A 13,208-nucleotide genomic window follows, 5' to 3' on the forward strand; every position below is an offset into this window, starting at 1 on the left:
GGCCTCTTCGCGGGCCCGCCCGCTCCCACAAGGGGCCCACTGTCTTCAGGGCTGTGATATCCCTGTGGGAGCGGGCGGGCCTGCGAAAGGGCCGGCACAGGCAATAATTCTCTAAAGGGCCTGCAAGGCATCGAACCGCCCCGCCAGCCCCTGCTCGGCAAACTGCTCCACCACAAAATCGACGAACGCCCGGGTCTTGCCCGGCAACAGCTTGTGCTCGGCGAAATACAGGCTGATATGCCCATCGTCCACATACCAGTCCGGCAACACCCGCAGCAGCCGCCCGGCCAGCAGGTAGGGCACGGCAAACGGCAGGCTCACCAGGGCAATGCCCAGCCCCTGCTCGGCCACCGCGCATGCCGCGTCCGAATCGCTCATGGTCATCGCCTGGCGCAATTGCAGCGGCTGCTGCACCTGCCAACGGCTGGTCAGCGGCCACGAGCGCACCCGCCCGGTCTGCGGTGACCGGACCAGGATGCCGTCATGGCGTTGCAGCACCTGCGGGTCGTCTATCGGCGCGTGCCGCTGCAGATAGACCGGCGCCGCCACCAACACCCGGTGCGCCGGGGTCAGCTTGCGCGCCACCACCCCCGGCGGCAGTTCGAAGCCACCGCCAATCGCAGCATCGAAGCCCTGGCCGATCAGGTCGACCTGGCGGTTGTCGAAATGCCAATCCGGGGTAATCGCCGGGTAGCGGCGCAAGAACTCCCCCAGCAACGGCAGCACATACAAACGCCCGAACACCGTGCCCATGCTCACCCGTAACGACCCGGCTGGCTGGCCTTCGGCACTGGCCAGGTTGGCCACGGCGTACTGAATGGTGCGAAAGCTGTCACTGACCTCGCCGAGAAAACGCTGCCCCGCTTCGGTCAAGGTCAGCTTGCGGGTACTACGCTGGAACAACCGCACACCCAGGCGCGCTTCCAGCTGCGCAACGTGCTTGCCCACAGCAGCCGGGGTAAGGCTCAGGCGCCTGGCGGCTTCGGCAAAACTGCCAACCTCGGCACTGCGGATAAAGCATTCCAACGCGCTGAACGATTCCATGGCCATGATTAACAACCAAAGGTTTACTCTGCTGATAGTGATTGCCATCTTATCAGTAGGTAATCGAGCGCCGATACTGTGCCCCATCCAAGGCATTTCGGCCTGGCTTCCAGCAGGAGAACAGCATGTCCAAGCAACTTACACTCGAAGGCAAGGTAGCCCTGGTTCAGGGCGGCTCCCGAGGCATTGGCGCAGCCATCGTGCGGCGCCTGGCCCGCGAAGGCGCGCAAGTGGCCTTCACCTATGTCAGCTCTGCCGGCCCGGCTGAAGAACTGGCTCGGGAAATTACCGAGAACGGCGGCAAAGCCTTGGCCCTGCGGGCTGACAGCGCTGATGCGGCAGCTGTGCAACTGGCGGTGGATGACACCGTGAAGGCCTTCGGCCGGCTGGATATCCTGGTCAACAACGCCGGTGTGTTGGCAGTGGCCCCGGTGACCGAGTTCGACCTGGCCGACTTCGATCACATGCTGGCCGTAAACGTACGCAGCGTATTCGTCGCCAGCCAGGCCGCGGCACGCTACATGGGCCAGGGGGGTCGTATCATCAACATTGGCAGCACCAACGCCGAGCGCATGCCGTTTGCCGGCGGTGCACCGTACGCCATGAGCAAGTCGGCACTGGTTGGCCTGACCCGCGGCATGGCACGCGACCTTGGGCCGCAGGGCATTACCGTGAACAACGTGCAGCCCGGGCCGGTGGATACCGACATGAACCCGGCCAGTGGCGAGTTCGCCGAGAGCCTGATTCCGCTAATGGCCATTGGGCGGTATGGCGAACCGGAGGAGATTGCCAGCTTCGTGGCTTACCTGGCAGGGCCTGAAGCCGGGTATATCACCGGGGCCAGCCTGACGGTGGACGGTGGGTTTGCAGCCTGATTGAAAGGTTGCCTGTGCCGCGACAGCGCCGGCACAGGCTTAGCCTTTCTTTGCCCCCAGGCACTGTTCCATCACGTCCAGAAAAGCCCGGGCAGCCGGTGTGGGGCTGGACGACCACACCGCATACAAGTGCCGCACCGGCGCATCCACCAACCGCGCCACTGCCACCCCTTCGATGCCCTGAGCTACCCGCTCAGGCACCAGGCCAACGGCCATGCCCCGCTGCACGAATTTCTCCACCAGACGAACATGCCCTATCTCGAACTGCACCCGACGCTGCAACCCCACCGCCTGAAACGCCTCGTCGGTCTGTCGTCGCGCCCCAGTGCCTTCGGGGAAATCCACCAACACTTCGCCTGCCAGGTCAGCCAGCGCCAGCTGTGCCCTGCCCGCCAGGCGGTGCGCCAATGGCAACACAGCCACCAGTTCTTCCCTGGCCAGCAACCGATGCTGCACCCCCTGCACCACCTCGCCCTGCCACAGCCCGATAAAGCCCACGTCCAGGCGCCGCTCGAGTACGTCAGCGATCAGCAATTCGCTCTTGGCCGTGAGCCAGCGCACATCCACATCCGGATAACGACCATGGAATACCGCCAACAGGTCGACCAGGTCCAGCGCGGTGAGCGAGCTGATTTCACCAATCGCCAGCCGCCCGCGCACCTGGCCGCAGGCCGCCGCCACGTCATCGGCAATGCGCCGGGCCGCCTCCACCGCTGGCCGTGCACTGAGCACAAAAGCTTCCCCCGCAGGTGTCAGGCGCACCCGTCGCGAACTACGCTCGAACAGGCTCACCCCCAGCTGCGCCTCCAGCCGCGCCACCTGATGGCTAAGGGCCGACTGCACCACATGGCAGCGCTCCGCCGCACGGGTAAAACTGCCGGTGTCGGCCACGGCAAGGGCATATTCGAGCTGCTTGAGGTTCATCGATCTATCTGCTTTCAAGATGAATAGGTTGAAAACTATACATTGGTGTCATGCCAGACACTTGCTGATAATCATCACCACACACGACTGCCCCCACGAGAATTGCATGCACACCCCCACTCTCAGCCGCGCCCTGATCCTGCTGATGGCCACCGCCACAGGCCTGGCCGTGGCCAGCAACTACTACGCCCAACCGCTGCTGCACAGCATCGCCCAGCAATTTGGCTTGAGCACCGCCAGTGCCGGCAGCATCGTGATTGCCGCGCAGCTCAGCTATGGCGCCGGCCTGTTGCTGCTGGCACCGCTGGGCGACCTGTTCGAGCAGCGCCGGCTGATTACCGTGATGACCGTTGTCTCCACCCTGGGCCTGGTCATCAGCGCCTGTGCACCCAGCCTGCCCTGGCTGCTGCTCGGCACGGCGCTGACCGGGCTGTTCTCGGTGGTGGCACAGATCCTCGTGCCGATGGCAGCGACCCTGAGCGAGCCGCATCAGCGCGGGCGCGCGATCGGCACGCTGATGAGCGGCCTGCTGCTGGGCATCCTGCTGGCGCGTACTGCTGCCGGCTTCATGGCCGAGCTGGGTGGCTGGCGCAGTATCTACGTGCTGGCCGCCGTGCTGATGGCACTTACCGCGCTGGCGCTATACCGCAGCCTGCCGCAGCACCACAGCCACGCCGGGCTGAAATACCCTGCACTGATCGGCTCCGTGTTCCGCCTGTTCATCGAAGAACCCGTGCTGCGCCTGCGCTCGCTGCTCGGTCTGTTGGCATTCAGCCTGTTCGCCCTGTTCTGGACACCCCTGGCGTTTCTGCTGGCGAAAGGCCCCTATCACTATTCGGATGCGGTGATCGGCCTGTTCGGCCTGGCCGGTGCGGCGGGTGCGTTGTCGGCCAACTGGGCCGGACGCCTGGCGGACCGTGGCAAGGGGTCGCTGGGTACCACCGTGGGCCTGGTGGTGTTGCTGCTGTCGTGGGTGCCGCTGGGGTTTGCCGAACAGTCGCTGCTCGCCTTGCTGCTGGGCGTGCTGATGCTCGACCTGGCGGTACAGCTGGTGCATGTGAGCAACCAGAACGCGGTGATCGCCCTGCGGCCGGAGGCACGTACGCGGCTGAATGCCGGTTATATCACCTGCTATTTCATTGGCGGGGCGCTTGGGTCGTTGCTGGGCACACAGCTGTTCCAGCGCCAGGGCTGGATGGGGATTGTGGTGGCTGGGCTGGTGATTGGCGGGCTGGGATTGCTGGTGTGGGGCCTGGCCGAGCGTAAGCGCAAGAACACCTTGCAGGTGGCCTGATAAATGACCACTGGATTCTTCGCGGGCGCGCCCGCTCCCACAGGCGTATCACGGCCCTGAGGTTTGTGAAGCGCCCGCGAAGAGGCCATTGGCCACGGCGACAAAGTACCGCACTACCCTCCGTCGCAATGCCGTTGACTTGCCTGCCGGGGCAGCGCTCAGTAAGCGCTGGAAAATGCCCTTTCCCTGACAGGATGAATTTATGACAAGACTCACGGTGCAATCCGGCGATTTCTTGCAAGGTGAAGGCGAGTATCGCAATGGATCGCTCACACTCAAGACCGCGCGCAGCCCCTCACCCGGTGAACGGATTTCCCTGGCACGCATCAGCGACTTGCGGCTGGCCAGCCTGGAAACCAACCGCAGCCTGGGCAGCGCCTTGGGCTGGGGCGTGGCCGGCGCCCTGGTGGCAGGGCCAGTGGGGCTGCTGGCCGGGCTGTGGCTGGGCGGCAAGGAAGAAGAAGCCACCTTCCTGGCCACATTCAAGGATGGACGCAAGCTGATGGCCATTACCGATGGCAAGACCTGGTCGAAGATCGATGACAACTGGCGGCAGCACAAGCGGCCGATCAGGACAGGCTGACTGAATACGCCGGGCCTGGATCGTTTTATGTAGAGGGCGGCTGATAAGATGCCGCCTTTTTCATGGCCTGTACCGGCCTCTTCGCGGGTAAACCCGCTCCTACAGGGATATCACCACCTGGGGTATCCCCACCCGGTGTATCGCCAACCGGTGTAGGAGCGGGTTTACCCGCGAAAGGGCCGGCACAGGTATCGCGCATCCAGGAGCCCCATCGCATGCCCCCGCATCACCCCCGCCTGCCCCTGAGCCTGCTCAGCCTGGGCCTGGCCCTGCAGTGCCCGCCTGTGCTTGCCGAAGGCAGCGTGGTGCTTGCCCCCTTGCAGGTCTCCGACACCTTCGCCAGTGATGGCTACCAGGCACGCCAGGCGGCTGTGGGCGGTTTCCAGCCCGCGCCGCTGCTCGACACCCCCGCCTCTGTCAGCGTGTTCAGCCAGCAGCTACTGGAAGACCGCCAGGTCCGCACGCTTAGCGAAGTGTTGCAAAGCGATGCCTCGGTCGGCGAAAGCTATGCGCCGATTGGCTACTACGAAAACTTCAATGTGCGCGGCTTCGAGCTGAACGCCGCCAGTAGCTATCGCATCAATGGCCAGACCATTGCCGGAGAGCAGAACGTAGCCCTGGAGAACAAGCAGCAGGTGGAATTGCTCAAGGGCCTGTCCGGGCTGCAGAGCGGTATGTCGGAGCCGGGCGGCTTGATCAACTATGTGACCAAGCGCGCCGAAGACATACGCAGCGTCACGGTATCGACCAACGAACAGGGCGAACGCTATCTGGCCACCGACCTTGGCGGCTGGTTCGGCAGCGAAAAGCAGTTCGGCCTGCGCGCCAATCTGGCCCATGAAGACATCCGCGCCTACGTCGACCACGCTGACGGCAAGCGCGACTTCGCCTCGCTGGCGTTCGACTGGCAGATCAACCCGGATGCCACCCTGCAGCTGGATGCCGAATACCAGCACCGCGAACAGGCGTCGGTGCCGGGTTACCAACTGCTCGGAGGCACTGAAGTGCCCCACGGCATCGACCCGAAAGACCGCCTGGCCTACCAGCATTGGGCAAAGCCCGTGCAGAACGACTCGCTGAACCTGGGCGGGCGCTTCGAATACCGCTTCAACGATACCTGGACCGGCACCTTGAGCGCCTCCCGCAGCAAAGTGGTGATCGACGACTACAGTGCGTTTGCCTGGGGTTCGAGCGAGGGGGCGTTTTTCGGCAGCAATGGTGACTACGACATCTATGACTTTCGCAGCCCCGACGATACCCGTCGTACCGACGAGGCACAGGCCACGCTCAACGGGCACTTCGATGCCCTGGGCGTGGGGCATGAGCTGATCGTGGGTACCAGTGCGCAACGGCGTACGCTGGATCAGCGCCCGTACTACAACGAGTGGCTTGGTACCGGCAACATCAACACCGGCTCCCCTGCATTCGCCCCGTCCGACAAACCCGTAGGCGCCAGCGAACGTCGACTGGACAGCCGCCAGTACGGCTTTTTCATCAGCGACCGCATCAGCTTCAACGAGCAATGGCAGGCCGTGCTGGGCGCCCGTGAAGTACGCCTGGATGAAAAGACCTGGGACGAGAACGGCGTAGCCGGGCGCCATACCCGCCAATACGAGCTGCTGCCCAACGCTGCGCTTATCTACAAGCCGCAGCCGAACACCACGGTATACGCCAGCTACGCCAAGGGCCTGTCCGCCGGAGGTACGGCCCCCTGGTTCGCCAGCAATGCGGCTGAAATCCTTGCGCCCACCACCTCCCGCCAGCTGGAACTGGGCCTCAAGCAGGACTGGCAAGGCCTGAGCCTGAGTGCCGCATTGTTCCAGATCCGCCAGGCTTACCAGTACGCACGCCCGGACGGCACCGGTAACTTCACCTACGTGCAGCAAGGCCAGCAGAAAAATACCGGCCTGGAACTGGGCGCCAGCGGCTGGGTGACCCCGAAGCTGCAGGTACAGGCCAGTGCGGCAGCCATCCGGGCGCGGGTGCAGAACAGCGGTACCGATGACTACGAAGGCCACCAGGCAATCAACGTTCCCCGGTTCCGCGCGGCGTTGCATGCCGAATACAGCCTGCCAGTAACGGGCCTGGCGCTACTGGGTGGGGCGCGCTACAGCGCCAGCAAGTATGCGAGCCAGGCGGGCAATGTGGAGGTTGGCGGGTATACCGTGTTCGATCTGGGTAGCCGTTACCGTACGCGAGTCGGCGGGTATGACACGGTGCTGCGGCTGACGGTGGATAATGTGTTCGACAAGCGTTACTGGCGCGATGTGGGCGATTACCTGGGGGACAACTACCTGTTCCAGGGGGCACCGCGTACCGCTCGGCTTTCGGCTTCGATCAGCTTCTAGATTACCGGGGCCGCCCCCACAGGAAATCGGGTACGCCTGTGGGAGCGGCCTTGTGTCGCGATGGGCTGCGAAGCAGCCCCAATGGCCCTGAAAACAAAAAGCCCCCGTGCTTTTCAGCGCGGAGGCTTTTCGTAGAATGTGGCGGTGAAGAAGGGATTTGAACCCTTGATACGATTTCTCGTATACACACTTTCCAGGCGTGCTCCTTCGACCACTCGGACACTTCACCGTTTCTCTTCAAGCCTTGCGGCCCGTCGAGGTGCGCTAATTTAGTGAAAGACTTTCCCTTTGGCAAGCATTTTTTTCAATTTTTTCATGTATTTGCACTTGGGCTGCCGTGAGCGCTGACCGACCAGTCAGCCTTGCTGCTTTACCTCGCCCCTGGCGCTGGGTAACGTCGTCGCCACGCCAACAAAAGGACTCTGCCATGAGCGAGCTGATTACCTACCACGCCGAAGACGGCATCGCCACCCTTACCCTGAACAACGGCAAGGTCAATGCCATCTCGCCGGACGTCATCACTGCCTTCAATGCAGCGCTGGACCGCGCTACCGAGGAGCGTGCAGTAGTGATCATCACCGGGCAGCCGGGCATTCTGTCGGGCGGTTACGACCTCAAGGTGATGACCAGCGGCCCCAAAGAGGCCATCAGCCTGGTCACCGCCGGTTCCACCCTCGCCCGCCGGCTGCTGTCGCACCCGTTCCCGGTGGTGGTCGCCTGCCCCGGCAATGCCGTGGCCAAGGGCGCTTTCCTGCTGCTGTCGGCCGACTACCGCATTGGCGTCGAAGGGCCGTACAAGGTATGCCTGAACGAAGTGCAAATCGGCATGACCATGCACCACGCCGGTATTGAACTGGCCCGCGACCGCCTGCGACGCTCGGCCTTCCACCGCTCGGTGATCAACGCCGAAGTGTTTGACCCGCAGGGTGCAGTGGATGCCGGCTTCCTCGACAAGGTGGTGCCGGCCGAGCAGTTGCAGGAAGCGGCAATGACTGCGGCGCGGGAGCTGAAGAAGCTGAACATGCTGGCGCACAAGAACACCAAGCTGAAAGTGCGCAAAGGGCTGCTGGAGGCGCTGGACAAGGCGATCGAGCTGGACCAGCAGCATATGGGCTAGCGGCACGGCCCCTTTCGCGGGCAAGCCCGCGCCTGCACATCCGCCCTCTACGCGGGGAAATCCGCAATTCAACGGGCATACGCAACCTGTGCAGGAGCGGGCTTGCCCGCGAAAGGGCCGGAACAGGCCTGCACCAAGGTTTGCCCCAACCAGTGCACACCCGTACACTGCCCGGCGACTGTCTGGTGTGAGTCGTACCATGCTTTATTCATTGCGTATGTTCCTGCTGGGGCTGCATTTTCTTGCCGTTGGCGTCGTGGGCCTGATCATTGGCCTGTGCCGCCCCTTCAACCCTGACAACAGCCGCGTTTTCGCCCGGCTCTACAGCTTGCCGGCCACCTGGCTGATGCGCATCAAGGTCAAGGCCGAAGTCGGCCCATTGTGGGACCACCCGCCCGGCTGTGTGATCGTGGCCAACCACCAGTCCAACTTCGACCTGTTCGTGCTGGGCCAAGTGGTGCCACAACGCACCGTCGCCATCGGCAAGAAGAGCCTGGGCTGGATCCCGCTGTTCGGCCAATTGTTCTGGCTGGGGGGCAACGTGCTGGTCGACCGCAAGAATGCCTATCAGGCGCGCAAGGCCATACAGAAGACCACCCGGGTTCTGCAGGACGACACCTCGATCTGGATTTTCCCCGAAGGCACCCGCAATGCCGGCGAGCATTTGCTGGCGTTCAAGAAAGGCGCATTTCATATGGCGATCGAAGCCGGTGTGCCGATCGTGCCGGTCTGCGTCAGCCGCTATGCCAGGCGCCTGAGCCTGAACAGCTGGCGTCAGCGCACGGTGATAGTGCGCTCGCTGCCACCCATTGCCACGACGGGCATGACGCCGCAGGATCTGCCAGCGCTGATCGAGCAGTGCCGGGGGCAAATGCAGCAGTGCATTGACCGCATGGAAAAAGAACTGGCCTGATCCGGGTTGCTCTGGCGCCGGGTACAGCCCAAGCTGTATCCGTGTTCAACCGAATAAGCGGACAACCATGGGTCGAGTCGTGGCATCGGCGGTGTACAGCGCCGGCAGAAAGGTCACCAACATCAGCATCGACGAAGGCAGCGAGTGGGCGCGCAAGCCGGGGCATTTCGTGTGGATCGGCCTGGAAGAGCCCAATGCCGAGGAACTGGCCAACCTGCAGTCCCAGTTCAACCTGCACGAACTGGCCATCGAAGATGCCCTGGAAAAACACAGCCGGCCCAAGCTGGAAACCTTCGGTGACGCGTTGTTCATCGTCACCTACTCGCCCGTGCGCCACGAAGGCAAGCTGGAATTCATCGAAACCCATATCTTCGCGGGCAACGGCTACATCATCACCTGCCGCAACGGCCACTCCAAGTCCTACGCCATGGTCCGCCAGCGCTGCGAGGCCCGGCCCCTGCTGCTGGAACATGGCGAAGACTTCGTGCTGTACGCCCTGCTCGACTTCGTCACCGAGAACTACCAGCCGGTCAGCGAGGCCATTCATGGCGAGATCGAAGAGCTGGAGGAAAGCGTACTGGGCGGCTCGCTGCAGGAAGACGACATCCGCCGCCTGCACAGCCTGCGCCGCGACATCCTGCGCCTGCGCCGCTACGTGGCGCCCATGGTTGAAGTGAGCGAAGAACTGCAGCGCCTGAACTTCCCGTTCATCGACAAGAACATGCGCCCGTACTTTCGTGATGTGCAGATTCACGTGACACGGCAGATGGAAGACCTGGCCGGCATCCGCGACATTGCCAGCCAGACCATCGAGATCGGCATGCTGCTGGAGTCGTCACGGCAAAGCATCGTGCAGCGCAAATTCGCGGCCTGGGCGGCGATTCTGGCGTTCCCTACGGCGATTGCCGGGGTGTACGGCATGAACTTCCAGAACATGCCAGAGCTGAGCTGGCACTACGGTTACTTCGCGGTACTGGGGGTGATTGCGACGGGGTGTGCCGGGTTGTATGCCAGCTTCAAGAAATCGGGTTGGCTTTGATGGCCTCTTCGCGGGCTCGCCCGCTCCCACAGGTTGCGCACAATGCTGAAAATTGTGAGCAACCTGTGGGAGCGGGCGTGCCCGCGAAGGGTTGCAACCGATTATGCGGCGCTGTCGCCGGCCTTTGACGGCTGCTGGATAAAGCGCAACATCCACTCCCCTACCAGATCGCCCTGGTGCTCGGTGGCCAGGCTGGCGACGGCCTTGTGGTACACCTCGTCACCCAGGTATTCCTGGCGCGCATCGAGCAGTGCGCGGGAGTAGTCGTGCACGAACTCCGGGTGGCCCTGGAAGCACAGCACCTGGTCGCGAATGTGGTACGCCGCATTCGGGCAGAAATCGCTGGAGGCGATCACCGTGGCGCCTTCCGGCAGCTCGGTCACCTGGTCCTGGTGACTGATCAGCAAGGTCAGCTCCGACACCTCCGGGTCCATCCACGGCGCATGCGCCGCCAACGAGTAGCGATGGATACCCACGCCCCAGCCTTGCTCGGCCCGCTCGGCCTTGCCACCCAGGGTCAAGGCCAGCAACTGGTGGCCAAAACACACGCCCAGCAGCTTCTCACCACGCTCGTACAGTTTGAGCAGGTAGGCCTTGAGGGTCTGGATCCACGGATCGGTACCGAACGAATCGGCCTTGCTGCCCGTCACAAGGTAGGCATCGAACTTTTCACTGTCGGCGGGATAGTCGCCGTGCATCACGTTGTACACACAAAATTCGGCGGCAATCGGCTGACGCGAGAAGAGCTGCTCGAACATCCTGCCGTAGCCCTGATATTGCGCCGTCAACTCCGGTCGCAGGACATCGGTTTCAAGGATGCAGATGCGTAACGACATAGGGGTAGTCCTGAACGACATGGGTGGGAATCTGCTGTAGAGACTGCCGCGAAAGGCACGTACAAGCAAGTAGGCTGCGCTGACGAACGGTCACATTTCGTCGGTGCGTGCCTGGCACTTGCGCCAGTGTCTAGATAGAGCATGCCAGCTGGCTGGCACTTGGCCTCATAGCCAAAAGAAATGTTTTTACCAAACATTTAGAACAAAGGGTTCTCAAGCATGGATAACGCACACCCTACTGTTGGATGTATATCCACTTTCAAGAGGCAAGCAGTCAGGCGCCACGCAACGCCACTGTGATCGACCCGAAACGCGACAAGGAAGCCAACGGGTATTCAGGAATAACAACAAGAAGGCGGTCCGCCATGTTCAGACAATCGAAAATTCGCCAAGCTGGGCTCATTCTATTCGCCACTACATTGCTATTGATCTTGCCGAACCTTACACGTTTGTTTGGCTGACGGCGGCAGTGGCGCCAAGGGGCAACGCACAGGTAACCTGCTGGCCTTGATGGTCGGAGATTGCCTATGCGCCACTGCCTTGCCTTCCTAGCGTTGCTCCTGAGCCTGCCATTGTCGGCGGCGCAACTGCACCTTGAACTGGGGGCTACACCGCGCCAGTGGAGCAGCGCCGAACTGCTTGGCCATCCTGAGGCCCAGGATATCAGCATCGAACAGGACGTTTCCTACAAACGCCCCATGCGCTATCGGGCGGTGCCGCTGGCCACGCTGCTGGAAGGTGTGAGCGCGAGCGATCACCTGCAGGCCGTGGCGCTGGATGGCTTTGCCGCCGAAATGCCCGCCGCGGCATTGCTGCAGCCAGGGCCGGCAAGGGCCTGGTTGGCCGTGGAAGACCCAGGCAAACCGTGGCCGCCACTGGCTAAAGGCAAGCCAAGTGCCGGGCCGTTCTACCTGGTGTGGACTGCACCGCAGGCCAGCGGCATCCGCCCTGAACAGTGGCCCTTCCAGATCGCCACCCTTCGCAAGCTGGCCCCGGTGCACCAGCGGTTTCCCGCACTGCTGCCCGACCCGAAGCTGCCGGCCGACAGCCCGGTGCGCCAGGGCTTTGCCCTGTTCCAGCAGAACTGCCTGGTGTGCCACCGGTTGAACGGTGCGGGAGATGGGCAGGTGGGGCCGGACTTGAATGTGCCGCATAACCCGACCGAGTATTTTCAGCCGGTTTATTTGCGCAAGTTGATACGGGACCCGCAGAGCCTGCGGCAGTGGCCGCAGGCGAAGATGCCGGGGTTTGCCGAAAGTGTGTTGAATGAGCAGGAACTGGATGCGCTGCTGGCCTATTTGGGGCACATGGCAACGCGTAAGCCTTGACGGCCTCTTCGCGGGTAAACCCGCGAAGGGGCCTACACAAAACTGTCAGGCCGTGAGCCGTTCGTGCTTGACGCCCCACCCTTCCACCTCACCCCCATACGGTGTCACCAACTGCTCGAAGGCCTCTTCAAAGTCGCCAATCCCCCCATGGGTGGCGTACATGACCTTGCTCAGTTCCAGGTGCCAGGCACCGTCGCCCAGCTCCTTCACCTGGGCATTGAGCGATTCCCCGCGAAACTGCCCGGCGGCACGACGGGCCCCTGCTTCGTCCGGGAATACGGCATAGAACTCGATGGGGTGGATCTGGGTGAAGTCGAAACCGCCTGCTTTCATCTGGCGCAGGACGTTGCTGCTGATATCGTCGTTCTGGCTGCTCATGAATCGTCCTCCTGAATAAAGCAATGGATAGACTTTCCGTGCACTACGCACCTGCCGGCATTGGCCGGGCAGTTCGAGCTGATGCAAGACGCGAATTATTGAGGCGGCGCCAACCCGCAGAACAGGCAGGCCCTCCACCAGCGTAGCGCCTGCCAAGGCAGCACGCAAACGTGTGGTTCAGGGTGCTTCGTGAATGCTGGTGATGGTCACACCACTGTGCTCTTTGAGCCAGCGAGCAGTCGGGGAGATGATACGGTCCTGGAAGTCGTTGAGGTCCAGCTCGTCCATCACCGGAAACAAGTGTGAGCGAATGGCCCGCGCAGCGTCTTCCTCGCTGGGGCAATGCTCGGCATGCAACAGCAATGCGGACGGTTCGCCCTTCTGGTCGGCAAAGATGACTTCCCACTCTTTCATTGAACGGACCCTCTCAGTCAACGAACACCAGGTGTGTGATGCCTGAATAACTGACCTTGGGGCGGGGAGAATGTTCAGTCCGGGAAAGTTGTGCGGGGCCCCTTCACGGGCTTGC

The 13,208-nt window shown here is 62.6% G+C and carries 13 protein-coding genes and 1 tRNA gene; 8 read left to right on the plus strand and 6 right to left on the minus strand.

What is annotated here, in order from left to right:
- Nucleotides 1-111: 111 nt before the first annotated feature.
- Complete coding sequence (locus AC3B5Q_RS18890) at nt 112-1,050, minus strand: LysR family transcriptional regulator (protein WP_488392705.1); 939 nt, start codon at nt 1,048-1,050, stop codon at nt 112-114.
- A gap of 119 nt (nt 1,051-1,169) precedes the next feature.
- On the opposite strand from AC3B5Q_RS18890, the gene AC3B5Q_RS18895 reads away from it, so the two are divergent.
- Nucleotides 1,170-1,919, plus strand: coding sequence for a 3-oxoacyl-ACP reductase family protein (locus tag AC3B5Q_RS18895; RefSeq protein WP_021783104.1), 750 nt, complete (start codon nt 1,170-1,172; stop codon nt 1,917-1,919).
- A 39-nt stretch (nt 1,920-1,958) separates the two neighbouring features.
- On the opposite strand, the gene AC3B5Q_RS18900 is transcribed toward AC3B5Q_RS18895, so the two are convergent.
- Nucleotides 1,959-2,843, minus strand: coding sequence for a LysR family transcriptional regulator (locus tag AC3B5Q_RS18900; RefSeq protein ID WP_021783103.1), 885 nt, complete (start codon nt 2,841-2,843; stop codon nt 1,959-1,961).
- A 106-nt stretch (nt 2,844-2,949) separates the two neighbouring features.
- Here AC3B5Q_RS18900 and AC3B5Q_RS18905 point away from each other — a divergent pair, with 106 nt between their 5' ends.
- The 3 genes from AC3B5Q_RS18905 to AC3B5Q_RS18915 all read left to right on the plus strand — a co-directional run bounded on the left by AC3B5Q_RS18905 (nt 2,950) and on the right by AC3B5Q_RS18915 (nt 7,068).
- Nucleotides 2,950-4,137 (plus strand): MFS transporter, encoded by a 1,188-nt coding sequence (locus AC3B5Q_RS18905; RefSeq protein ID WP_084852258.1) that lies wholly within the window; start codon nt 2,950-2,952, stop codon nt 4,135-4,137.
- A 202-nt stretch (nt 4,138-4,339) separates the two neighbouring features.
- Nucleotides 4,340-4,720, plus strand: coding sequence for a hypothetical protein (locus AC3B5Q_RS18910; protein WP_012053335.1), 381 nt, complete (start codon nt 4,340-4,342; stop codon nt 4,718-4,720).
- Nucleotides 4,721-4,935: 215 nt separating this feature from the next.
- The gene (locus AC3B5Q_RS18915) at nt 4,936-7,068 is read left to right on the plus strand and encodes a TonB-dependent siderophore receptor (RefSeq protein WP_488392706.1); all 2,133 of its coding nucleotides are present in this window, start codon (nt 4,936-4,938) and stop codon (nt 7,066-7,068) included.
- A 139-nt stretch (nt 7,069-7,207) separates the two neighbouring features.
- On the opposite strand, the gene AC3B5Q_RS18920 is transcribed toward AC3B5Q_RS18915, so the two are convergent.
- A tRNA-Ser gene (locus AC3B5Q_RS18920) sits at nt 7,208-7,297 on the minus strand.
- 198 nt (nt 7,298-7,495) lie between these two features.
- Between AC3B5Q_RS18920 and AC3B5Q_RS18925 the strand changes: the two genes are divergently transcribed.
- From AC3B5Q_RS18925 to AC3B5Q_RS18935, 3 genes are all read left to right on the plus strand, one after another.
- Nucleotides 7,496-8,185, plus strand: coding sequence for a crotonase/enoyl-CoA hydratase family protein (locus AC3B5Q_RS18925; RefSeq protein ID WP_028698250.1), 690 nt, complete (start codon nt 7,496-7,498; stop codon nt 8,183-8,185).
- 199 nt (nt 8,186-8,384) lie between these two features.
- Complete coding sequence (locus AC3B5Q_RS18930) at nt 8,385-9,098, plus strand: lysophospholipid acyltransferase family protein (protein ID WP_021783099.1); 714 nt, start codon at nt 8,385-8,387, stop codon at nt 9,096-9,098.
- 67 nt (nt 9,099-9,165) lie between these two features.
- Nucleotides 9,166-10,137, plus strand: coding sequence for a magnesium and cobalt transport protein CorA (locus tag AC3B5Q_RS18935; RefSeq protein ID WP_021783098.1), 972 nt, complete (start codon nt 9,166-9,168; stop codon nt 10,135-10,137).
- A gap of 101 nt (nt 10,138-10,238) precedes the next feature.
- Here the strand turns inward: AC3B5Q_RS18935 and AC3B5Q_RS18940 are convergent, their stop codons facing one another.
- Entirely contained in the window at nt 10,239-10,973 is a 735-nt protein-coding gene (locus AC3B5Q_RS18940; RefSeq protein ID WP_010952873.1) for an amidotransferase, read from the minus strand.
- Nucleotides 10,974-11,500: 527 nt separating this feature from the next.
- Here AC3B5Q_RS18940 and AC3B5Q_RS18945 point away from each other — a divergent pair.
- Nucleotides 11,501-12,301, plus strand: coding sequence for a cytochrome c (locus AC3B5Q_RS18945; RefSeq protein ID WP_028698249.1), 801 nt, complete (start codon nt 11,501-11,503; stop codon nt 12,299-12,301).
- Nucleotides 12,302-12,346: 45 nt separating this feature from the next.
- Here AC3B5Q_RS18945 and AC3B5Q_RS18950 read toward each other — a convergent pair whose 3' ends face one another.
- The gene (locus AC3B5Q_RS18950; protein ID WP_003252824.1) at nt 12,347-12,679 is read right to left on the minus strand and encodes a ribonuclease E inhibitor RraB; all 333 of its coding nucleotides are present in this window, start codon (nt 12,677-12,679) and stop codon (nt 12,347-12,349) included.
- Nucleotides 12,680-12,856: 177 nt separating this feature from the next.
- The gene (locus AC3B5Q_RS18955) at nt 12,857-13,093 is read right to left on the minus strand and encodes a hypothetical protein (RefSeq protein ID WP_021783096.1); all 237 of its coding nucleotides are present in this window, start codon (nt 13,091-13,093) and stop codon (nt 12,857-12,859) included.
- Nucleotides 13,094-13,208 lie beyond the last annotated feature (115 nt).

Source organism: Pseudomonas sp. D5(2026) (genome assembly GCF_057766845.1).